The 20,162-nt window shown below is 48.1% G+C and carries 19 protein-coding genes; 9 read left to right on the plus strand and 10 right to left on the minus strand.

The genetic code is table 11. From position 1 onward, the window contains the following. Positions 1-23 precede the first annotated feature (23 nt). Together TRNA_RS23780 and TRNA_RS23785 are read right to left on the minus strand one after the other, a co-directional pair. Positions 24-1,742 carry a methyl-accepting chemotaxis protein gene (locus TRNA_RS23780; RefSeq protein ID WP_003178933.1) on the minus strand — a complete coding sequence of 573 codons (1,719 nt, stop codon included), beginning with the start codon at positions 1,740-1,742 and terminating at the stop codon, positions 24-26. A gap of 135 nt (positions 1,743-1,877) precedes the next feature. Next, positions 1,878-3,239 (minus strand): aspartate kinase, encoded by a 1,362-nt coding sequence (locus TRNA_RS23785; protein ID WP_003178935.1) that lies wholly within the window; start codon positions 3,237-3,239, stop codon positions 1,878-1,880. 276 nt (positions 3,240-3,515) lie between these two features. Between TRNA_RS23785 and TRNA_RS23790 the strand changes: the two genes are divergently transcribed. The 4 genes from TRNA_RS23790 to TRNA_RS23805 are packed head-to-tail and all read left to right on the plus strand — an operon-like array spanning position 3,516 to position 7,123. After that, entirely contained in the window at positions 3,516-4,469 is a 954-nt protein-coding gene (locus TRNA_RS23790; protein ID WP_003178937.1) for an ABC transporter permease, read from the plus strand. Next, a complete protein-coding gene (locus TRNA_RS23795; RefSeq protein WP_003178939.1) occupies positions 4,459-5,403 on the plus strand; it encodes an iron chelate uptake ABC transporter family permease subunit in 945 nt (314 codons plus the stop codon). Before TRNA_RS23790 ends, TRNA_RS23795 begins: the two co-directional genes overlap by 11 nt. Continuing rightward, entirely contained in the window at positions 5,403-6,161 is a 759-nt protein-coding gene (locus TRNA_RS23800) for an iron ABC transporter ATP-binding protein (RefSeq protein WP_003178940.1), read from the plus strand. The genes TRNA_RS23795 and TRNA_RS23800 overlap by 1 nt, the downstream gene beginning before the upstream one ends. 14 nt (positions 6,162-6,175) lie before the next feature. After that, entirely contained in the window at positions 6,176-7,123 is a 948-nt protein-coding gene (locus TRNA_RS23805; RefSeq protein WP_003178942.1) for a siderophore ABC transporter substrate-binding protein, read from the plus strand. Between the two features lie 168 nt (positions 7,124-7,291). Here TRNA_RS23805 and TRNA_RS23810 read toward each other — a convergent pair whose 3' ends face one another. The 5 genes from TRNA_RS23810 to TRNA_RS23830 form a co-directional block, all read right to left on the minus strand. Continuing rightward, the gene (locus tag TRNA_RS23810; RefSeq protein ID WP_003178944.1) at positions 7,292-8,713 is read right to left on the minus strand and encodes an MDR family MFS transporter; all 1,422 of its coding nucleotides are present in this window, start codon (positions 8,711-8,713) and stop codon (positions 7,292-7,294) included. 11 nt (positions 8,714-8,724) lie between these two features. After that, positions 8,725-9,612 (minus strand): TetR/AcrR family transcriptional regulator, encoded by an 888-nt coding sequence (locus TRNA_RS23815; RefSeq protein WP_011197546.1) that lies wholly within the window; start codon positions 9,610-9,612, stop codon positions 8,725-8,727. A gap of 94 nt (positions 9,613-9,706) precedes the next feature. Then, entirely contained in the window at positions 9,707-10,549 is an 843-nt protein-coding gene (locus TRNA_RS23820) for an isocitrate lyase/PEP mutase family protein (protein ID WP_011197547.1), read from the minus strand. Positions 10,550-10,659: 110 nt separating this feature from the next. Beyond that, a complete protein-coding gene (locus tag TRNA_RS23825) occupies positions 10,660-11,397 on the minus strand; it encodes an NADPH-dependent oxidoreductase (protein ID WP_003178951.1) in 738 nt (245 codons plus the stop codon). Between the two features lie 18 nt (positions 11,398-11,415). Further along, on the minus strand, positions 11,416-11,703 hold the full coding sequence (locus tag TRNA_RS23830; protein WP_003178953.1) for a putative quinol monooxygenase: 288 nt from the start codon (positions 11,701-11,703) through the stop codon (positions 11,416-11,418). A gap of 177 nt (positions 11,704-11,880) precedes the next feature. Between TRNA_RS23830 and TRNA_RS23835 the strand changes: the two genes are divergently transcribed. Continuing rightward, a complete protein-coding gene (locus TRNA_RS23835) occupies positions 11,881-12,177 on the plus strand; it encodes an ArsR/SmtB family transcription factor (RefSeq protein ID WP_003178955.1) in 297 nt (98 codons plus the stop codon). A 64-nt stretch (positions 12,178-12,241) separates the two neighbouring features. On the opposite strand, the gene TRNA_RS23840 is transcribed toward TRNA_RS23835, so the two are convergent. Beyond that, positions 12,242-13,672: a PLP-dependent aminotransferase family protein gene (locus tag TRNA_RS23840; protein ID WP_009330178.1), complete on the minus strand. Its 1,431-nt coding sequence runs from the start codon at positions 13,670-13,672 to the stop codon at positions 12,242-12,244. A 102-nt stretch (positions 13,673-13,774) separates the two neighbouring features. Here TRNA_RS23840 and gabT point away from each other — a divergent pair, with 102 nt between their 5' ends. The 3 genes from gabT to gabD are packed head-to-tail and all read left to right on the plus strand — an operon-like array spanning position 13,775 to position 17,882. Further along, on the plus strand, positions 13,775-15,088 hold the full coding sequence (gene gabT, locus TRNA_RS23845) for a 4-aminobutyrate--2-oxoglutarate transaminase (protein ID WP_011197548.1): 1,314 nt from the start codon (positions 13,775-13,777) through the stop codon (positions 15,086-15,088). Between the two features lie 33 nt (positions 15,089-15,121). Beyond that, positions 15,122-16,513 carry an APC family permease gene (locus TRNA_RS23850; protein WP_003178960.1) on the plus strand — a complete coding sequence of 464 codons (1,392 nt, stop codon included), beginning with the start codon at positions 15,122-15,124 and terminating at the stop codon, positions 16,511-16,513. Beyond that, entirely contained in the window at positions 16,488-17,882 is a 1,395-nt protein-coding gene (gene gabD, locus TRNA_RS23855; protein ID WP_011197549.1) for a succinate-semialdehyde dehydrogenase, read from the plus strand. Before TRNA_RS23850 ends, gabD begins: the two co-directional genes overlap by 26 nt. Positions 17,883-17,928: 46 nt before the next feature. Here gabD and TRNA_RS23860 read toward each other — a convergent pair whose 3' ends face one another. Then, complete coding sequence (locus TRNA_RS23860; RefSeq protein ID WP_003178966.1) at positions 17,929-18,813, minus strand: EamA family transporter; 885 nt, start codon at positions 18,811-18,813, stop codon at positions 17,929-17,931. A gap of 164 nt (positions 18,814-18,977) precedes the next feature. Here TRNA_RS23860 and TRNA_RS23865 point away from each other — a divergent pair, with 164 nt between their 5' ends. Beyond that, complete coding sequence (locus TRNA_RS23865) at positions 18,978-19,469, plus strand: hypothetical protein (protein WP_003178968.1); 492 nt, start codon at positions 18,978-18,980, stop codon at positions 19,467-19,469. Between the two features lie 47 nt (positions 19,470-19,516). Here TRNA_RS23865 and TRNA_RS23870 read toward each other — a convergent pair whose 3' ends face one another. Beyond that, positions 19,517-20,161, minus strand: a complete 645-nt coding sequence (locus TRNA_RS23870; protein WP_003178971.1) for a YcnI family copper-binding membrane protein — start codon at positions 20,159-20,161, stop codon at positions 19,517-19,519. Position 20,162 lies beyond the last annotated feature (1 nt).

The raw sequence follows: 20,162 nt of genomic DNA on the forward strand, positions 1-20,162 counted from the left end.
AGACAGCGTCTGGCGGGTTTTTGTTAATCTTTAATTTTGAATTTCTGAATCAGGTGCTGCAGCTCTTCGGCGTTTTGCGCGAGGATCTGTGATGCGGCGGCGATTTCTTCCATTGAAGCAAGCTGCTCCTGGGTTGCCGCACTAACCGTTTGCGTGCTTCCCGCTGCAGTCTCGGCTACTTCTTTGACGCCGGAAATCGCGGTTTCGATTTCGCTTGTGCCGGCTGTCAGGTTTTTCACCAAGTTTGTCACATCATTGATCTGTGTGACAACCTCAGTTATCGAGTTTTCGATTTTTTGGAAAGCGCCTCCGGCTTCATGAACGACGACAAGTCCTTCTTTGACTTCGCCGGTTGCCGAAATGACCGAGTTCATCGTCTGCTTTGTATCGTTTTGAATGATCGTAATCAACCTTGTAATCTGTTCTGCTGACTGGGCCGATTGCTCGGCTAATTTTCTGACTTCATCCGCGACGACGGCAAAGCCTTTTCCTTGTTCTCCAGCCCTGGCCGCTTCAATGGCCGCGTTTAAAGCTAGCAGGTTCGTTTGTTCAGCGATGCTCGTAATCACTTCGGTAATATTCCCGATCTCATTTGAACGTTCTGTTAAATGTTTAAATGCTTCTGAAAGAGAAACGACCGTTTCATTAATAGACTGCATTTGTGCGCTCACTTTATCAATGGCTTTCGTGCCTTCAAGCGACATCTTCGCCGTCTGGTCTGCGGTGGCGGCTGCCTTTTCGGCGCTAGAAGAAATTCTTCCGGCAAACTCGGTCATTCCCTTAATAACGGTTCTGCTGTTTTCAACGCTTTCCACCTGCTGATCAGAGCCTACCGCAAGCTCCTGGATCGTCGTTGAGATGTACTCGCTCGCCTTTGTGCTTTCATCAGCGCTGGCGCTCAATTCTTGTGATGATGAAGCAACTTGGTGGGACGTTTCGCCGACCGTTTCAATGATCGAACGGACGCCTGCTACCATTTTGTTAAACGATGCGGTCAGCAATCCCAATTCATCCTTCGATTGATATGTTCCTTTGACAGTAAAATCGCCTTGCTCTGTTTCTGCGAACAGCGCCTGAATGTCTTTGATCGGCTTTGTGATCAGCCTTGTCATTAAGAGTCCGATCGAGATGGATAAAACAAGCGATGCTGCGATCACAATGATGAGAAGCGTGATGATGGAACCGGCTTCTTTAGAATCCCGCTGATAGATCGTTTTGGCGTTGTCAGCATTTAGCGTTTGAATGTCTTCAATCAGCTGGTTGACCGTTTCTCTTTGAGGCTCCATCTCTTTTAGATAGACATCATAAGCTTTGTCATTTTCGTTCTTCACCGCCAAGCTGAGCATCTGGCTGCTGATATCTTGCAATTTCTTGTATTCGCTTTTGAAGCTCTCGTATTTTTCAGAGACGTTGTCCATTAATTTCAGCTGATCGATCTTTTCCATTAAGGTGTTGTTTTCTTCGTTTTTTTCCTTGATGTTTTTTTGCAAAGTTTCATTTCGATCGCTGTCTTTCGTCACCATTAACTCGAATTTGTACGTATCAAGATCGAGGTTGTTCGCTTTTAATCTTGCAAACAACTGGTTGGGAATCAATTGATCTTGATAGATCATCTCGGAACCTTTGGAAAGCTTGCTCAGCCCGCCTACCCCCTGGATGCCTACAATTGACAAAGCCAGCGCCGAAATGATAATGATGACAAACAGTTTGCTTCTGATTTTTATATTTCTCAACAGATTCATATGGTGTTCTCCCATCAATTTATTTACTTTACATATCGGCTTTCAAAACGGTTTTGTGAATCAATTTAGGGCAGGCAATTTAAGGGAAGGGGACATTTTCTGACAACAAAAAAACCCCATAAAAAAGGGGCTTTTTTAAACGAGAACTTTTGCGAAAAACTCCTGGTATAATGCGCGGACCGCTTGTTTTTCCTGAGCTTCCTTAACGCCGAACATCATGCTGACTTCCGAGGAGCCCTGGTTGATCATTTCGATGTTGACGCCGGCTTCAGACAATGCTTTTGACGCTCTTGCCGTCGTTCCGACGTTATGGCGCATGGCTTCGCCGACGACCATGATCAGGGCAATATTGTGTTCAATCGCTACTTCATCAGCATCCAACTCTTCCTTGATCCGTTTGATCATCCGTTTTTCTGCTGCTTGATCCATTTGATTCTGCCTTAAAATGATCGTAATATCGTCAATGCCGGACGGAATGTGTTCATATGTCAGCCCTTCATCTTCAAGGATTTGCAGGACGCGGCGGCCGAAGCCGATTTCTCGGTTCATCAAATATTTGCTGATGTAAATGCTGCAAAATCCGCTGTCGCCGGCGATCCCGACGACAGGTCCGTTCGTGTTGTCGCGTGTGGCGACAACTCTTGTCCCTTCTGCGTCCGGGTTGTTTGTATTTTTGATCTGAACCGGTATGCGCGCCCGGAAAGCAGGGATCAATGCTTCATCATGAAAGACGGAAAAGCCGGCATACGACAGCTCTCTCATTTCCCGGTATGTCAGCTCGCGGATTTCTTTCGGGTTGGATACGATCGCCGGGTTGACAGAATAAACGGCGTCAACGTCAGTGAAGTTTTCATACAACTCGGCTTTCAATCCATTCGCTAAAATGGAGCCCGTAATGTCAGAGCCGCTGCGCGAAAACGTCATCACTTCTCCTTCCTGGCTGAATCCGAAGAAGCCGGGAAAGATAATGATGCCCTTTTGCTGTCTGAGCTGAAACAGATTGTCGTAGGACTCGGGCAGCACTTGTGCGTTGCCGGGTTCGCTCGTCACGAACAGCCCGGCGTCTTTTGGACTGACATAATGTGCTTCAACTCCACGGTGCCTGAAGTAGGCCGCTACCAGTTTGGCATTGTTATCTTCGCCGCTAGCTTTGATCGCATCAATAAACCGTTCCGGATTTGTTTTATCACCTTCGAGCAGCTGAAGCAGGTCTGCCCGGATCCGGTTGATCACGTCATCGGCAAGCCCGAGCTCTAGCGCGATATCGGCATACCGTCCGACAATCGCCTCAACCAGGCCGGTCGCTTCTTTCGATAATAGGTACTGTTGGGCGCATTCGATTAACAGGTCAGTTACTTTCGTATCCTCGGGATGCCGTTTTCCGGGTGCCGATACGACGACGGCCCTCCTTTCCGGATCGGAAGTGACGATTTGAAATACTTTCTCTAGCTGGGCTCCTGATGCGAGCGAGCTGCCTCCAAATTTAACGACTTTCATTTGTTACATCTCCTAAAGTTTAAATTTTCGAAATAAATTTAATTTTAATTATTGCGCTTTTTACAAGAAGAATCAAGGTTTTTCTTTCAGGAAAGAACAAATGTGTTTTTGAGGAGGACTCATCATGGGGAAATCGCATGACTTCAACCTTTGTATCTATTAATCTTATTGACTATGTCAGAAAAAATGGTAAGATATATAAAGGCCCTTATTGATAATGATAATCATTAACGTCGGCGGAGGGGTTGCTTTGTTGTGCAAGGAGGCTACTGCAGCATGAAATTACGATACTTATTGCTAATGCTCATCATTCTTTCATTCAGCTCGATATTCATCGGCGTTAAGGAGCTTTCGCCTCTTGACCTTTTCCGCTTTAATGAGGACGAAATTCAAACGCTTTACATAAGCAGAATCCCGCGCTTGATCAGCATCGTGCTTGCGGGAATGAGCTTGAGCATCTGCGGGCTGATCATGCAGCAGCTGACGCGCAATAAATTTGTTTCACCAACCACCGCTGGAACGATGGATTGGGCTCGGCTCGGCGTGATCATTGCGATCGTGCTTTTTTCGTCTGCAGGGATAGTAGTCAAAATACTGTTTGCCTTTGTTTTTGCACTGTTTGGCAGCTTTTTGTTCGTCAAAATTTTGGACAGAATCAAGTTCAAAGATGCGATTTTCATCCCTCTCGTCGGAATGATGCTCGGGAGCGTTGTCAGCGCCATCTCTACTTTCATGGCTTATCAGTACAATATTATTCAAAACGTCAATGCATGGTTTGAAGGGAATTTTTCGCTCGTCATGAAGGGGAGGTATGAGCTCTTATTTCTGAGTATACCGCTCGTTATCATTGCCTATCTGTTCGCCAATAAATTCACGTTGGCCGGGATGGGGGAGTCATTTTCCATCAATCTTGGTTTGAAATACAAGCGGGTGGTCAATATCGGGCTGATCATCGTATCTATTATTTCGTCCGTCGTCATCCTGACGATCGGCACGCTTCCCTTTTTGGGATTGATCATCCCGAACATCGTGTCCATTTACAGGGGAGATCATTTGAAAAACAGCCTGCCTCACACGGCGGTTCTCGGAGCCGTTTTCGTCTTGTTTTGCGATATAGCGGGACGTCTCGTCATTTACCCGTACGAAATTTCGGTTGGTTTGATGGTCGGCATCATCGGGAGCGGCGTTTTTCTTTACTTGCTTTTAAGGAGAAAAGCCTATGCGTCATAAACAGAAAATGCTTGTACTCATCGTGATAGCAGCAGTCTGCATCGGGCTGTTTCTGTTCTACGGTTTGCCGTCTGTATGGGAATATGCGCTTCCGCGGAGGTTTGCCAAGGTTTTTGCGATCATCATTGTCGGTACAGCGATTGCGTATTCGTCGATGATTTTCCAAACGATCACAAACAACAGAATTTTGACGCCGAGCATCCTCGGACTCGATTCTCTCTATGTTCTGCTGCAAACCGGGATTATTTTCTTTTTCGGTGCAGCCAAACTCGCTGACCTTGGCAAAAACGGCAATTTTCTATTGTCTACCGGTTTGATGGTCTGCTTTTCATTTGTGCTGTTTTTCCTGATGTTCCGCCGCGGGGGAAGGCACATCTTCCTGCTGCTGCTCGTTGGAATCGTGTTCGGCACATTGTTCAGAAGCCTGTCATCCTTTATGCAGATGCTGATCGATCCGAACGAGTTCCAAGTCGTTCAAAACAAGATGTTTGCCAGCTTCAACAATTTGAATACGGACATTTTAGTGCTTGCTTCGCTCGTCATTCTGGCGATTCTCGTTTACGCTTGGCGGTTTAATCCGTACTTTGACGTGATTTCGCTCGGCAGGGATCAAGCCGTCAACCTCGGAATCGATTACGACCGGACGGTGAAGAAAATGCTGATCGTCGTCGCCGTTCTCGTTTCCGTGTCTACTGCCCTCGTGGGTCCGATCACATTTTTGGGGCTTCTCGTCGTCAATGTGGCCCGGGAGGTATTTAAAACGTATAAGCACAGCGTCCTGATTCCCGGAGCGGTTTTGTTCAGCATCATTGCGCTTGTCGGAGGCCAGTTCATTGTTGAAAAGCTGTTTGGTTTAACGGTGACGCTCGTGGTGATCATTGATTTTATCGGCGGGATTTATTTTATTTACCTGTTGCTGAAGGAGCGTAAATAATGATAGAAGTACGAGATATCATGAAACAATTCGGAGAGCAGACCGTTGTTCATCCCACGACTTTAACGATACAAAAAGGAATGATCACGTCCTTCATCGGACCGAACGGAGCGGGAAAAAGCACGCTTTTGTCCATCATCAGCAGGCTGATCGGCATGGACGCCGGAAAAGTGCTGATTGACGGCAAAGAAATCGGCGCTTACAAAAGCAATGATTTAGCAAAAAAAATCAGCATTTTAAAGCAGTCCAACCAGATCAACATCAGGCTGACTGTCAGGGAGCTCGTCAGCTTCGGCAGGTTTCCTTATTCACAGGGAAGGCTCTCGAAAGAGGACTGGGCATATGTCGATGAAGCGATTGATTACATGAAGCTGAGAGACATTGAGCATAAACACCTTGATCAGTTAAGCGGCGGCCAGTGCCAGCGCGCTTTCATCGCGATGGTCATTGCTCAGGATACCGACTATATATTGCTTGACGAACCATTGAATAATCTCGATATGAAACACTCAGTAGAGATTATGAAGCTCTTGAAAGACCTTGTCGAAAATCGCGGAAAAACGATCGTTATTGTCATTCATGACATTAATTTCGCCTCGGTTTATTCCGACAGAATCGCAGCCCTGAAAAACGGGCGGATTGTAAAAGAGGGGCCGGCGGAAGACATTATCCAAACGCCGGTGCTGAAAGACATCTATGATATGGACATTCCGATCCAACAAATCGGAGATCAAAAAATCTGTGTATATTTTAAATGATGAGGTGACCTGAATTGAAAAAACTATCTTTATTGATTATGGCATTGATAACCGTTCTTGTCGTAGCCGCCTGCGGAAACAAAGCTGCTGACACAGATGCAAAATCTTCCTCTAAAAAAGAAACCGTCACAATTAAACACAACAGCGACACAACAGATGTACCGAAAAACCCGAAAAAAGTCGTTGTCTTCAATTTTGGAATGCTTGACACGCTTGATGAGCTTGGCTTAAGCGACCGCGTTGTCGGCCTTCCGAAACAAACCCTTCCGTCTTACTTGAAAAAATATAAAGACAGCAAATTTGAAAGCGTCGGCGGACTAAAAGAGCCAGATTTTGAAAAAATTGCTGAGCTTGAGCCTGATTTGATCATCATCGAAGGCAGACAGTCTGAACAGTATGACGAGTTTAAAAAGATCGCTCCGACGATCGACATTGAGCTTGACCAGAAGAACTACATGAACAGTTTTAAAGAAAATACCGAAAACATTGGAAAAATCTTCGGCAAAGAAGATGCTGTCAAAGAAGCCCTTGCGAAAATCGATGAAAAAGTAGAGAAAGCCAACAAGCTGGCGAAAGAAAAAGGCGGCAAAGGATTGGTCGTCTTAACGAGCGATAAGCAAATCAGCGCGTATGGAAGCGGCTCAAGATTCGGCTTGATCCACGATGTGCTCGGCGTTGAACCTGTCGATAAAAACATCGAGGTTTCCCTTCACGGCCAAAGCGTCTCTTCAGAATATATCTCTGAAAAGAATCCTGATTACCTGTTTGTCATCGACCGAAGCGCTGCCATCGGCGAAAAAGGAACAGCAAAAGAAGTCATCGAAAATGAAATTGTAAAATCAACAAAGGCCTATAAAAACGGCCATATCACATACCTTGATCCAGGCTACTGGTACCTGTCAGGCGGAGGCCTTGAATCCGTATCTGAAATGGTGAAAGAAGTCGAAAATGGATTGAAATAAAAGAGCGAGGCTGCCGGTTCTTATCCGGCAGCCTTTTTTGTCTGTTCAAGGAGAAGAGGGCAGAGAGATGCAAAGCGGGTTTTCATGCTCATAACGCCGCAAGGGCCCCAGACTCAGTTAAGCGAATATAAAAAAACACGCCAGTTCGATTGAACTGGCGTGACATGATCAGCGGGCCGGCTGGCCTTGTTTGTCGGCCTGCGGCTTCTTTTTCAATGTAAACGAAAGGATAAATCCGATCAGCGCCAAGACAGCGGCCACGATAAAGGCGGAATTCATGCCGTGAATGAGCGCATTTAACGGATGAGATGTCGCGGCGTTTTTGGCTGAATTACTCATGACGGAAATCAGAACAGCCGTGCCGATCGAACCGCCGATCTGGCGCATCGTATTGTTCATCGCTGTTCCGTGCGGAATGAGGTGCGCCGGAAGGGCATTGATGCCCGCCGTTGTGAGAGGCATCATAATCATGGAAGTTCCCATCATCCGCAGCGTATAAATGACGATAATAAATGTCAGCGAAGTATCCATTTGCAGGTCCGCAAACGGGATGGACGTCAGCAGCAAGACGGCAAACCCGATAATCGCAAGGCCTTTTCCGCCGATCTTGTCAAAAATCCGGCCGATGATCGGCGACATGATGCCCATTGCTATCGCGCCCGGCAGAAGCATCAAACCCGAATCGAAAGCTGTCACGTCTCTGACGTTTTGCGTGTACAGCGGCAAAATGGTCTCAGTACCGATCATTAATGCAAAAACGATCATACCAAGTAGCGTTGTTATCGTAAAAGTCCACGATTGGAAAACGCGAAACTCGAGTATCGGCCTTTTGATTTTCAATTGTCTAGAGATAAAGAAGAACAGGGCGACCGCACCGACTGCAAAGGAAATTAAAACAGTATTGCTCCCCCAGCCTTCTGATCCGGCGTTGCTGAAGCCGTACAATAAACCGCCGAAACCCAGGCTGGACAGGATAATAGATATGATGTCCACTGATGTTTCTCTCAATTTCGTGACGTTTTTCATCAGCAAGATGACAAGCACAAGATCAATCAGTGCAATTGGCAGAATAATATAAAATAAGTATCTCCATGTAAAGCTGTCGACGATCCAGCCTGACAATGTCGGTCCGATGGCCGGTGCAAATGCGATCACCAAGCCGACCATGCCCATTGCAGCCCCGCGTTTTTCAACCGGGAAAATCGTTAAAAAGATCGTCTGCATGAGCGGCATCATAATTCCGGCGCCTGCGGCCTGAATGATCCGCGCCGCCAGAAGAACCGGAAAGTTAGGCGCCACCGCACCGACGACTGTTCCCGCCGCAAAGATGCTCATCGCCGCGATGACGAGCGCGCGGCTCGAGAATTTTTCGATCAAAAAGGCGGTAATCGGAATGAGAATCCCGTTTGTCAGCATGAACGCCGTTGTCAGCCATTGAGCTTTTGTAGCGTCTATGTTCAAGTCTGCCATAATATGCGGCAGTGCGGTAACCAGGAGCGTTTGGTTCAAGATCGCGATAAACGCCCCGGCAATAAGCAAACCTACGATGATATTTCTGTTGTATGTCTGTTGTTCAGTTCCTGTACTCATATCAATCCCTCTTATTCTTTTATACTAATCGTTTGTATTTGTGAAACATCGTATTGGATGGCCTCGATTTTTCCAAGGTAATCAAGGAGAGCCTTAATTAAATACGTGCGTGGCTCATTGGCGAAAAGCTCCTCGCTCAGCAAATCTGCGGCAGACAGCAATTCTGTCACGGAAACATCGTCTTGTGGCAGCGAAGAAATCTTGGTTTTCAGTTTTTGCAAAAGGTCTTCAAGCAATTCCTCTTTTTTGGGCGGTGCCCAGCATGATGAGAAATTCGAATAGGAGGCAATAATGTCTTCATTTAATGAACTTTTCTGATCTTCGTTCAGCTTTTTCTCTATGAAGAGGTCCAGAACTGACATAATGAATGGCGGAATCGTTTTAACGTCAGGCTGCGCTTTTCCAGTGCCGACTAAAAACAGGAATTCCCTCATCAGCCCGTGGAAAATGATGACGATATCCCATATAAACGGCTCGACCTCTTCGCCGTACGCTTGAATGATAGAGTCTTTATGCCAGCTGATAATCATTGATTTTGTTTCTTTCAGATGCTTTTTAAATACTGCGGTATCCGGAGATGATCCCTCATTGGAGATGAAATTGATAAATTGGCGGTTTTCCCTGAATTCCGTAATCTCCAAAGCGATTTTTTTAGCGAATCTTTCTTTCGGCGTCAGCGAGGTTTCCGTATTGATGACGGCGCTTTTGTTCAGCATTTCATGCTTTCTGAACTTGATCAATGCCAGCAGAAGATCTTCTTTAGATTGAAACAGTTTATAAATAGATGCTTTTGACATTTTGCATTCTTCAGCGATCGCTTGCATTGCAACATTGTGATAGCCTTTTTGGGCAAACAGCTTTTTGGCGGCCCTTAAGACTGCTGCTTTTTTTTCGTTCATTCCGGCTCCTTCTTTCGCAATGATAAAACTCATGGGTCACTAAAAAACCCATGAGTTTTCATAAATGAAATATTAACAGACCGAACAGTTTCGGTCAACGATTTTGTTTTGGGTCACGATGAAGGCTGATCCAATCAGCCGCTTCTCCGTATGAAAGCACGCCGTCCGTCATACGATTGAAGGCGCCGCGGCGGATGATGTCTTCACCGATCTTTTTCACCAGTGACAGTGCAGCTCTGAAAGGGGCGGATCCGCAGCTGATCCTTTCAATCCCCAGTTCGGAAAGAATCTGTAAAGAGGGGGTGTGTGAGCCGGCCAGCACGTTGATCGGCCCGGATATACCTTTTCTCAGCCCGGCAATGGTGCCTGCATCATCGGCTCCGGGGATAAAAATGCAGTCCGCGCCTGCTTGACTGTACCGATTTGCCCGCCGGACTGCTGCTTGAAGACGGGAGCCGGGGGCGTCAGCATTGAGCCAGTACACATCCGTACGGGCATTGATTAAAACAGGAAGGTTCAGTTTTTTAACAGCCGTTATTTTTTCTTCCATTAATGTTGCATCAGAAAGCGGCCGGCAGGGGTCTTTCGTTCCGTCTTCAATATTCATACCGACAACCCCGGCAGCTGCGGCTTTTTTTGCGTTTTCAGCGACTGTTTCCGGTGTTTGGCCGTAACCCGCTTCAAGATCTGCACTGACGGGAATATCGACGGCATCCGTGATGGTTTTCAGTACGGAAAGCAATGTTTCAAAGGGGAGATGTTCGCCGTCGGGATAGCCGAGGGACATAGCGATTCCGGCGCTGGTTGTCCCGACTGCTTTAAAACCGCAGTTTTGAAATGCTTTGGCGCTGGCTGCATCCCATGCATTTGGCAGAACGAATGGGTCTGACTGATGATGGAGATCCAGAAATGTTTGATACTTTGCAAATGATTTCATGTATTCCACTCCTTTTTTACATAGTGTAAATGTAAAGACCTTCGATGCTCATCGAAATGTGGAATGGAACGCATGGAAAAAGGCTATCGATCACCGATAGCCTAAAGCATCTATTCGAGTTTAAATCCTTGTTTCTCAAGCATTTCACGGATGTGAGGATAGTACACTTTATTGTAATAAGCGGATATGCCCTGAGACCAGTTTCTTGTTTCCTGTCCGTTAGTCCGTTTTGTCATGTATTCGGATATTTCTTCATCGTACGCGTCGATCAGCGGTTTTAAATCCGGTTGATACGTTTCGCTGTGCCTTACCGCTTGTTCCGGGAGGCGCGGCTTTTTGGCGGAGCGGTCCGCCGGATGGCCGACGACAAGTCCTGCGACAGGGAAGACGTATTCAGGAATATTGAGCAGTTTGATCAACTCTTCTGCACGGCCGCGGACCGCGCCGATCGGCACAGTGCCAAGTCCCATCGATTCAGCGGCTGCTGTGGCCGTCCCGAGGGCGATGCCTGCGTCGACAGCTCCGACAAGCACGGATTCCATTCCGTCTGTGATCGCAAGCGTTTCGCCGTTTTTCTCAAGGGCGATTTTCGCACGGTTGAAGTCCGCGCAGAACAAAAGGAAAACAGGGGCCTGCTCGATCCAGACCTGTCCGCCGGCCAGTTCGGCAATTTTCTTTTTCCGTTCCTCATCCTGAACCGTAATCACGGTGACCTGCTGGCCGTTAATGGAATTCGGCGCGGCTTGAACGGCTTGAATAATGTCGTCCAGCTGTTCAGGGCTCACGGGCTCATCTGTATAGCTGCGGATTGATCTATGGTCTTTCAATGTTTTCAATACTTCATTCATTAGAAACTCATCCTTTCTTTAATCCGTTGTGTGCGTTTTAACCACATTCAGGGGTTCTGATAAAAGGTCGCCCGCCGCTTGAACGAAAGCTTGAAAATGCTCTGTCTGATTATGTGCGTCAAGCGCGTCTTGATCCTTCCATTGCTCAAGCATGACAAATGTATTGGCATGTTCGGTATCTTCAAACAGCTGGTACTGGGCATTGCCGGCTTCAGCTCTTGAATGTTTAAGAAGCGGTTGTACGCTTTCGAGAAAGGCGTCTCGTTTTTCTGGTTTTACTTTCATATAGGCTTGCAATACGATCATTGGATCAAACCTCCATTATGTCATTTAGAATTCCTTTTCGTGTGCGTTGTATACACAGGGAATTGATTGTTCGAAAATCTTCGAACAATTGAATCGTAACATGTCCTTGCATTGCCGGCAACCCATTTGCCTCCTTGATGAATTGTCTTGAAGTTAGGATTATGATACATTTAACCCATGAAAACAAATGAAATGAAGTTAACAGCCGTTCTCCAAGCCTTGAGTGATCCTTACAGGCTTGAGATTGTCAAAGCATTGGCTGACACAGCCGAGAAAACGTGCGGTACGTGCACAAATCTCAATATTGCAAAGTCTACGCTGTCCCACCACTTCAAGGTGCTGAGGGAAGCGGGTCTGCTCAAAGTCCGCATCGAAGGGAAGCATCATTATTACTCCCTCTGCAAACGGGAATTGGAGGAGCAGTTTCCGGGACTGATCGAGGCGGTTCTCAAGGTAGAAAAGGAACGGTGGTAAACGGACCAGATGTCGGCTTTTTAAAGCCAGGCTGATACCGGCAGGAAAGAACCTGCCGGTATTTTTAAAGCTTCTCATCACCGCATACCGCTTCATAAAGCTTGGCAGTCCCTTCGTCGATCTGATCGGCAGCGATTTTGGCGAATCCGAGCACGAGCGATACCGTTCCTTCATGTTTTGTCTGCTCTTTCTTTAACGTAAACCGACTCATGCCGTAAACCTCGACCCGCCTTTCCTTTGCTCTTAATAAAACCTCTTCTTCACTTCTATCCGTTTCAAAATCGGCCACAAAGTGAAGGCCTGCGCTCTCGCCTTTAATTTTGACCCGGCCGTTAAAGTGTTTGACAAGGCTTCCGATCAGCCTTGTCCGCTTTTTTTCGTAAATCTGGTTCATTTTCTTAATGTGCTTTTGGTACTCCCCCGATTCGATCAGTTCCTGCAGGGCGAGCTGCGTTAAGACGCTGCTCGATTGAATCGAGAAATGGTGCCTTTTTCTGTATCGCTTCAGCAGCTTTTGCGGCAGTACCATATAGCTGATTCTCAGGCCCGGAAGAAGCGATTTTGAAAAAGTGCCGATGTAGATGACTTTTTCAGAGCGGTCAAGGCTTTGCAGGGCGGGGATCGTATCGCTCCCGTATTTAAATTCGCTGTCATAATCGTCTTCCACAATATAGCGGTTTGCCCCGTCGGAAACCCAGTTTAAAAGCTGAATCCTCCTCGATACCGGCATAATGATTCCTGTTGGAAACTGGTGTGAAGGCGTGACAAATAAAACGTCCGGATTCAGACGGTGAATCTCGCTGATCCGCATTCCTTTATGGTCGAGCTGAATCGTGGCGACTTCTTTTCCTTCATTTTTCAGCAGTCGATAAATGCGGCTGTATCCCGGCTCCTCCATCGCATAGACGGCTGAGGCGGGGAGAAGGTCCTGGAGCGTGTGAATTAAGGACTGCGTCCCTGCGCTGATCACGATTTGTTCGGGGAGACATTTGACGCCTCTCGTTAAAGCGATAAAGCGTGCGATCGTTTGGCGCACTTCGTAGACGCCTTGCGGGTGCGTCATTTCTCCGAGTTCGTCAACATGTGAAGAAACCGCTTTCTGTTCGCAGCGAAGCCATGTTTTAAACGGAAAATGCGCCGTATCGACGCTCATATGGGAAAACGAGATCCAGCCGTCTTTGCTTTCAGGCTCTTCAACCAGTTCTTTTTCCAATTGAAGGGGACCGGGGTGACGGCTGGCGTGGAACGTTTCGATCTGCTCTACAAAAAAGCCTTTTCTTTCACGCGAATAAAGATAACCTTCTGCCAGAAGCTGCTGGTAGGCGGCGTTGACCGAATTGATGCTGACGTTCAATGTTTCGGCGAGCTCTCGCTTGGATGGGAGCTTTTTCCCCGGCAAAAGGTTGCGGCTGAAAATTTCTTCTTTAATCCGTTGATAGATTTGGTGATAAATATATTCCGCGCCCTTGGAGCGGTCAATCGGTATTGTGATCATAGCGCCTCCCTCTGGTACCATCAAAAATTAATGATTGGTACTTTTCATCATACCAAAAAATATTCAGAATTATAAGAAATAAAAGTGGGGGAGAGATTTTTTATGAGTCGGAACACAAAAGCATTCACAACGGAAGATTGGCAGGCCAAACGGGATCAATTCGTGGCAAGGGGTGTCTCCAACGGAAATCGTCATCTGGCCGCTAAAGGGGAAGGTGCCGTTTTATATGATATTGACGGACGCCGTTTTATCGATTTTGCCGGGGCGATCGGCACATTAAATGTCGGGCATTCACATCCGAAAGTTGTAGAAGCTGTCAAGCGGCAGGCCGAACAGCTCATCCATCCCGGTTTTAACGTCATGATGTATCCGGCCTATTTGGAATTGGCGGAAAAGCTTTGCCGGCTTGCGCCGGGCGCCCATGAGAAAAAAGCGATTTTCCTGAACTCGGGTGCGGAAGCCGTAGAAAACGCCGTGAAAATCGCCAGAAAATATACGAAGCGTCAAGCCGTCGTTTCTTTTACCCGCGGATTCCACGGACGCACAAACATGACGATGAGCATGACGAGCAAGGTGAAACCGTACAAATTCGGATTCGGTCCTTTTGCACCCGAGGTATATCAGGCGCCGTTTCCTTACTACTATAGAAAGCCTGAAGGGATGACTGATGAAAGCTATGATGACATGGTTATTCAGGCGTTTGACGATTTCTTCGTCTCGTCTGTTGCTCCGGAGACGGTTGCTTGCGTCGTCATGGAGCCGGTACAGGGAGAAGGCGGTTTTATCATTCCTTCAAAACGGTTTGTGCAGCATGTCGCAGCCTTCTGCCAAAAACACGGCATCGTTTTTGTCGCTGATGAGATTCAAACAGGCTTTGCCAGAACGGGCAAATATTTTGCGATTGAGCATTTTGATGTCGTTCCTGATCTTGTGACAGTGTCAAAATCGCTGGCTGCCGGCGTTCCGCTCAGCGGCGTCATCGGCCGGGCGGAAATGCTCGATGCGGCGGATCCGGGTGAACTCGGGGGCACCTACGCCGGAAGTCCGCTTGGATGCGTAGCCGCTTTGGCAGTGCTCGATATTATCGAATCGGAACAGCTCAACAAGCGCTCTGAAGAAATCGGCAAAGCCATCGAAGAGCGGGCGCTTGAATGGAAGATGAAATATCCGCAGATTGGGGAAGTCCGCCGACTTGGCGCAATGGCTGCGATTGAAATTGTCCGGGACGAAAAGACGCGGGAGCCGGACAAAGCAGCTGCGGCCAAGATTGCCAAGTACGCCAATGAACACGGTCTGCTCTTGTTGACGGCAGGGATCAACGGCAACATTATCCGTTTTCTGTCTCCGCTCGTCATTACTGATGAATTACTTGAGGAAGGGTTCGGCATCATTGAAGAAGCGCTGGAACAGCTCTAGTTTGACATCTTCTAAAAGAAGGAGCGGATTTTGATGGGTAAACAGCAAATGAAAAAAACGATGTCGCAGACGGATGTGCTATTTTTAGCGATCGGAGCTATGCTCGGCTGGGGCTGGGTCGTCCTTTCCGGCGACTGGATTTCGACAGCCGGCTTTTTGGGCAGCACGATCGCGTTTATCATCGGCGGCATACTCGTCATCTTAATCGGGTTAACGTACGCGGAGCTGTCTTCTGCCATCCCTGAAACGGGTGGCGGCTTGATTTTCGTCTACAGGGCGTTCGGACGAAAAACGGCTTTTGTCGCCGCTTGGGGTGTGCTGTTCGGCTATGTTTCGGTGATTACATTTGAGGCGGTCGCATTGCCTACCGTCATCGATTACGTCCTGCCTGTCGAACATCAGGGGTTTCTCTGGTCGCTAAGCGGCTGGGACGTGTATGTCACTTGGGTGTTGATCGGTTCGGGAGGTGCGGTCGTCCTGACAGCGCTCAATTACTTCGGCGTCAAGCCGGCCGCGATTTTTCAGTCGGTCTTTACGATTGCGATTATCGCCACGGGCTTTCTCCTTTTGGGCGGCGCCTTGGTAAACGGTGATTTCGAACATGTACAGCCCCTTTTTAAAGACGGGTTTTCCGGTATGATGTCCGTCCTTGTCATGATTCCGTTTCTATTTGTCGGATTTGACGTCATCCCTCAGGTTGCGGCTGAAATTAATGCCCCGAAAAAAATCATCGGCAAAATTTTGATTATTTCGATTATCAGTGCGGTCGTGTTTTATTTGCTGATTGTATTCGGCGTAACGATGGGTCTGTCAGAAAGCGAGCTTGCGACGACTTCTTTGGCAACCGCGGATGCAATGGTCAATCTGCTCGGGAACCAGCTGTTCGGCACGGTGCTTGTCCTCGGCGGCGTCGCCGGAATCATTACGAGCTGGAACGCATTTATCATCGGCGCGAGCCGGATTCTGTTTGCAATGTCGGAAAAGGGCATGGTGCCGAAATGGTTCGGCTTCATCCATCCGAAGTATAAAACGCCGACTAATGCAATTTTATTTCTGGGTGCGCTGGCGTTTTTTGCCCCGCTGCTCGGACGCCCTGCCCTTGTTTGGATCGTCAATGCAGGGGGAACAGGTATTATAGTCGGATATTTGATCGTCTCGATTGCATTCATGAAGCTGAGAAAAACAGAGCCGGATTTACACAGGCCGTATAAAATCAATAAGTGGAAAACAACGGGTATATCTGCTATCCTCTTAAGTGTTATCTTCCTTGCCTTTTATTTGCCAGGCATGCCGGCCGCGCTCACATGGCCGTATGAGTGGCTGATCTTGGCGGGATGGACATTGATCGGTTTTCTTTTATACAACAGCAGTTCAAAACGTAAAGGGGAGGAGATTCAACATGACCAGCATGCTAGAAGTATATAATCCTGCGACTGGAGAAAAAATCAAATCGGTTCCCCAGCAATCCGCAAAGGAAGTCGAAGAAGCTGTCGTACGCTCGCATGAGGCATTTCAAAAATGGTCGAAAACATCGGCTGCAGAACGAGCGGGCTTGCTGAAAAAATGGTTTGATTTAATTGTGGAGCAGAAGGACGAGCTGGCAAAATTGATTACGCTTGAAAACGGCAAGCCGTACGCTGAAGCGCAGGGCGAAGTCTTATATAGCGCAGGCTATATCGAATGGTATGCGGAGGAAGCGAAGCGCATCTACGGAAGAACGGTTCCCGCCTCTGTGACGAACAAGCGCATCATCGTCACACGCCAGGGAGTCGGACCTGTTGCGGCGATTACCCCGTGGAATTTTCCGGCGGCGATGATCACGAGAAAAGCGGGGCCGGCTTTGGCGGCGGGCTGTACCTTTATCATCAAGCCGGCGCCTGATACGCCTTTAACGGCGCTTGAGCTCGTCCGTCTCGGGCACGAAGCGGGCATTCCGAAAGACGTCCTTCAATGTGTGATCGGCGACGGACAAGAGATCGGCTCTATTTTTACAAGCCATCCGCTGATCCGCAAGATTACGTTCACCGGGTCAACACCTGTCGGCAAACATTTAATGAAAAACAGCGCCGAGACGGTGAAGCATGTGTCAATGGAGCTCGGCGGCCATGCCCCGCTGATCGTTGATGAAGATGCCAACATTGACCTCGCCGTTAAGCAGACGATGCTTTCGAAATACAGGAATGCCGGACAAACGTGCGTCTGTGCAAACCGTCTGATCGTTCATGAATCGGTTAAGGATGAATTTGCAGAAAAACTCCGCGCGGAAGTTGCCAAGCTGAAAGTCGGGAACGGACTCGAAGAAGGTGTATCAATCGGGCCGATCATCAATAAAAACGGCTTCCAAAAAATCGTCGATCAAATCAATGACGCGGTGAATAAAGGGGCGAAAGTTCTCATCGGCGCCGAATATGAAAGCGATGATGAGAAATCATGCTACTTTGTCCATCCGACAGTGCTGACGGATGTTGATCCTTCAATGACGATCATGCATGAGGAAACATTCGGCCCCGTTGCGCCGATTACGTCTTTTAAAACGCTGGACGAAGCGGTCAAGCTCGCCAATGATACGCCTTACGGTTTAGCGGCATACTTCTTTACGGAAAACTACCGCCGCGGCATCTATTTATCCGAAAACCTTGATTACGGCATTCTCGGCTGGAATGACGGCGGACCGTCAACCGTTCAGGCGCCTTTCGGCGGCATGAAGGAAAGCGGTATCGGACGCGAAGGCGGACTGGAAGGCATCGAGCCGTATTTGGAAACAAAATATTTGTCCATCGGTTTGGATGAATAACAAGACAACATGAAAACCCGCCCGTATATCCCCGGGCGGGTTTTTTTTACGCTTTCATCTGTTCAGCGTTTATTTTATCCTTTTTGGGCTGATAGGAAATATAAAAAATGCCTAAAAGAAGCAGGGCGATCCCGGCCCAGGAAACAAGAGGCAGCGATTCCCTGACAAGCACGGTTCCCAACAGCGACGCTGTAAGCGGTTCAGCAAGCGACAGCGTCACCGCCGTTGAGGCGGGCACTTTTGCCAATCCTGTCGTAAATAACAGGTACGCGGCTCCGGTTGCAATGACCCCGATATAGAGGCTGACAGCCATTCCCTGAACCGATGAGATCCAGCCGAGATCGTACAGAAACAACAACGGGGCAAGCAATACAGCGCTTAAAAAGAATACGGTGCCTGTGACAGCCTCCGGCTTTTGCTTTTGCAGGAGTTTCTTGCTTGTCAGCGTGTAGACGGCAAAGGAAAGACCGGCGCCAAGTGCGAGCAGTATGCCGAGAAAGCTCCCCCCCGATGAGGCGGAGGGAATGAATAATAAGGCTACGCCTGCTATCGCTGCAGCAGTTGCGATCCACCATTTCGTCTGCGGAACCTTTTTGAACACCAGCCATTCGAGGCAGCCGGCAATAATCGGAGCGCTGCCGATGGCGACGACCGTTCCGACGGCGATTCCTGACAGGCTGACGGCTGAAAAAAAGAAAGGCTGGTAAAATGCCATGCTCAATGCTGCGATGATCAGCGTTTTAACGGGCCAGCCGCTTCGTTTCAATTGACCGCGGAAAGCCGCGAACAAGAGCAGGGTGATGCCGCCGACAGCCATTCTGACAGCGCCGAACACAAGAGGTGCCGCCTCTTTCGGCGCAAATGCCTGGGTTGTTCCCGTCGTTCCCCATAAAATTGCCGCAAGCAAGACAAACAGAACCGATACTTTCATACTAACGATCTCTCCCTACTCGATCATTCAGAACTTTTTCTATTGTAAGATAAGTTTGCGGATTTTTGAATCGCCGCTTCGGAAATTTCCCTGAAAAGAGGAAATATTCAACGCTGGCCGAATTCATATAATGGCCAAAAAACAATTAAAGTCGGAGGAAGCGGATGAAAAAACGAACAGTTTTATTCTTCTTGTTGATCTGGCTCGCCGGATGTGCGAGCGCCCAAGAGGCTGAGGAACAAACCAAATGGGTGAACAGCGAACAGAAAGCGATTGAGAACGGCATTCGTTATGAAAGCATTACAAAAGACGATATTATAGACAAAATCGATTTAAACGGTGAACAAGTCGTCGTTTTTCGATTCGGCGATTCGGAGGGAGAGGGGATTGGCCTCGCACACATCAAAAGGGAAAACGGCAACTATCAATGGTACCGCGACTTAAATTACGCAATTGTAAAATCGGACCACCCGAAAACGGAGAATGCGGAAGCTTCCGCGCCGTTCACAACCCCTAAGGGAAGAAAGTACACGTTATATACAGGGGATGCAGATCGCCTGAATGGTACATTTGAGACTGATGACGGGCTTCATTTGGAGCCGGTGGTCGATCAAAAAACGGGCATGTATTATCAGATCGTGCAGGATTCGGACTGAAATGAAACAAAAATGCTGTCGGGTTGTTCCCGACAGCATTTCATTTTTTACGATTTCTTTTTCCGCACTGTCAAGAGCAGCGCAGCACCTCCAAGAAGCACGGCGAGGATCGACAGGATCAGGGAAGCGGTTTGAATCCCTTGTCCTCCTTGACTGTCTTCATTTTCTGCGGCAGCGTTTTGTTTCGTTGAAGCGCCGTGTGCATCAACCGTTTCGTGTCCGAGTTTTGCAGCGTCGACAATGCTTGTGATTGCATGCGGGGTATCGGCGTCATCATCACCGGTCCACTCGACAATTGTGCCGTCCTTATAATATTGGTATGCGTTCCAGGCGGCCTTTTGTTCTTTGTCAGGGTTTTTGGCGGTGAAGGTAAACTGCTGGAATTCACCAGGCTGAATGCCGCCGTTTTCGGCTTCCCACGTCACCCTTGTTACTTTTTCGTTTTTGCCGGTTTCAGTGCTTGTTTTCCACCCCGGCACCGGTTCATACTGCTGAAATTCAACACCGTCCGGCATGCTGAGAACGACCTTGATCGTGGCGTTGTCTTTTTCAACCGGTACTTTGACAGTGTATGTTTCCCATGAGCCTGCTGCTGATTCGGTCGGTTTTACCGTGACATGTGCGCTGACCGGCACGGAGAAAAGCAAAAATGATGCTAGGATTGCACCCATCCATAATGTCTTTTTCAACATA

Origin of the sequence: Bacillus licheniformis DSM 13 = ATCC 14580 (genome assembly GCF_000011645.1) — a bacterium.
In the GTDB taxonomy this organism is placed as follows: Bacteria; Bacillota; Bacilli; order Bacillales; family Bacillaceae; genus Bacillus; species Bacillus licheniformis.

What these genes read in the sequence shown, in the direction of transcription:
- TRNA_RS23790 (WP_003178937.1), top strand. Translation starts at nt 3,516, where the DNA reads ATGAAATTACGATACTTATTGCTAATGCTCATCATTCTTTCATTCAGC.
- TRNA_RS23870 (WP_003178971.1), bottom strand. Translation starts at nt 20,161, where the DNA reads ATGTTGAAAAAGACATTATGGATGGGTGCAATCCTAGCATCATTTTTG.
- TRNA_RS23820 (WP_011197547.1), bottom strand. Translation starts at nt 10,549, where the DNA reads ATGAAATCATTTGCAAAGTATCAAACATTTCTGGATCTCCATCATCAG.
- TRNA_RS23830 (WP_003178953.1), bottom strand. Translation starts at nt 11,703, where the DNA reads ATGATCGTATTGCAAGCCTATATGAAAGTAAAACCAGAAAAACGAGAC.
- TRNA_RS23860 (WP_003178966.1), bottom strand. Translation starts at nt 18,813, where the DNA reads ATGAAAGTATCGGTTCTGTTTGTCTTGCTTGCGGCAATTTTATGGGGA.
- TRNA_RS23810 (WP_003178944.1), bottom strand. Translation starts at nt 8,713, where the DNA reads ATGAGTACAGGAACTGAACAACAGACATACAACAGAAATATCATCGTA.
- TRNA_RS23835 (WP_003178955.1), top strand. Translation starts at nt 11,881, where the DNA reads ATGAAAACAAATGAAATGAAGTTAACAGCCGTTCTCCAAGCCTTGAGT.
- TRNA_RS23825 (WP_003178951.1), bottom strand. Translation starts at nt 11,397, where the DNA reads ATGAATGAAGTATTGAAAACATTGAAAGACCATAGATCAATCCGCAGC.
- TRNA_RS23780 (WP_003178933.1), bottom strand. Translation starts at nt 1,742, where the DNA reads ATGAATCTGTTGAGAAATATAAAAATCAGAAGCAAACTGTTTGTCATC.
- TRNA_RS23815 (WP_011197546.1), bottom strand. Translation starts at nt 9,612, where the DNA reads ATGAACGAAAAAAAAGCAGCAGTCTTAAGGGCCGCCAAAAAGCTGTTT.
- gabT (WP_011197548.1), top strand. Translation starts at nt 13,775, where the DNA reads ATGAGTCGGAACACAAAAGCATTCACAACGGAAGATTGGCAGGCCAAA.
- TRNA_RS23795 (WP_003178939.1), top strand. Translation starts at nt 4,459, where the DNA reads ATGCGTCATAAACAGAAAATGCTTGTACTCATCGTGATAGCAGCAGTC.
- TRNA_RS23785 (WP_003178935.1), bottom strand. Translation starts at nt 3,239, where the DNA reads ATGAAAGTCGTTAAATTTGGAGGCAGCTCGCTCGCATCAGGAGCCCAG.
- gabD (WP_011197549.1), top strand. Translation starts at nt 16,488, where the DNA reads ATGACCAGCATGCTAGAAGTATATAATCCTGCGACTGGAGAAAAAATC.
- TRNA_RS23865 (WP_003178968.1), top strand. Translation starts at nt 18,978, where the DNA reads ATGAAAAAACGAACAGTTTTATTCTTCTTGTTGATCTGGCTCGCCGGA.
- TRNA_RS23840 (WP_009330178.1), bottom strand. Translation starts at nt 13,672, where the DNA reads ATGATCACAATACCGATTGACCGCTCCAAGGGCGCGGAATATATTTAT.
- TRNA_RS23850 (WP_003178960.1), top strand. Translation starts at nt 15,122, where the DNA reads ATGGGTAAACAGCAAATGAAAAAAACGATGTCGCAGACGGATGTGCTA.
- TRNA_RS23800 (WP_003178940.1), top strand. Translation starts at nt 5,403, where the DNA reads ATGATAGAAGTACGAGATATCATGAAACAATTCGGAGAGCAGACCGTT.